We start from the raw sequence: 1,144 nt of genomic DNA, 5'->3' as shown, positions 1-1,144 counted from the left end.
GTTTTTGAAGTTCCGAACCAACCACATCAGCGCGGCGGAGCTGATTGCCGAACGCGTGCGACAGGAAGTCGCCGCCTACAACGACCGCGCCGCCGATGCCCTGCTGCGCCACAGCCTCGTTATCCCCACCGATCTCGGCGACATCGTGATTCGGGAAACGCACGGCAAAAAAGGCACGCACCCGCAACCTGTGGACGTGGAAAAGCAAATCGCCGTCGCTTTGAAAGCTTTTGAGCAAAATTCGTTTTTCATCCTTGCCGACAATCGCCAACTGGAAACGCTGGACGATATGGTGTGCCTGCATGACGGGCTGGTCGTCAATTTCATCAAACTCACGCCGCTAGTAGGCGGATAAGCAGCCTGAAAACCGCCGCGCAACGCTACCTCACCTTTGTAGAAGATGCCCCATACAGCCTGAATAGTGCGGACAAGAAAACCCTTACCGACGTTATCCACCTTTGCAGCGAAATAACCAACACATTGATACGCAAGGACAGTCCTATGAGCCAAAACCAAACCGTGCAGATTTCCGACAGCCACCGTGCCAAGTTCAATCAGCTTCTCAACACACTGGAAAAAGAATGGCTCCAAAGCCGTTCACACGAATACGACACGATAAACCTGAAGCTCTGCCCTAGTTTTGCCGAAGTGGAGAAAGCCGCACCCGGATACCGCGTCGATTTGCTGATCCACTGCATTGATTTGATACGCGGCTGGGGACGGAATAAAATTTTTAAAAACAAAGGCGAGGACAGGATACACAATTACGGCACCATCCGTGTAGCAGTAGCGATGGCTCTGGCGCGTAAAACGTTGCCGATGACGGAGCAGGATGTGCAGCGTATTTTTGCCGCCATGCTTGACGATAACGGGCTGTCCAAGCGGGAGGCAGATTACTATCCACTCAAATATCTGATAAACCAAATCAAAAAACAGTTTCCAAATCCGAGCGAAACGCTTTCAGACGGCCTGAAAAACGCCTGCGACCGTTACCGCGTCTTTGCGGAAAACCTATGGGACAAGAAAGCCGCTACCGCCAACCTTGCCGCCCTGGCAGAACTGGCAGGCGGTTCCGCCGAAGCCTGTTTTCCCGCCCAAGACGACGAGTTTGCCCGATACGCCAATCCGCAACTTGCTGCTCTGC

The 1,144-nt window shown here is 53.2% G+C and carries 1 protein-coding gene and 1 pseudogene; both read left to right on the top strand.

The features are described from left to right. Positions 1 to 355: hypothetical protein (locus tag ACTHUR_RS11605; RefSeq protein WP_440398670.1), on the top strand; the 355-nt coding region annotated here is incomplete at its 5' end. Between the two features lie 146 nt (positions 356 to 501). Then, positions 502 to 1,144: pseudogene (locus ACTHUR_RS11600) on the top strand (DUF4132 domain-containing protein); the annotation flags it as partial.

It is taken from the genome of Neisseria sp. P0021.S007, from assembly GCF_051956855.1.
Note: the sequence above shows the minus strand (reverse complement) of the source record. Positions and strands in the feature narration are given on the sequence as shown.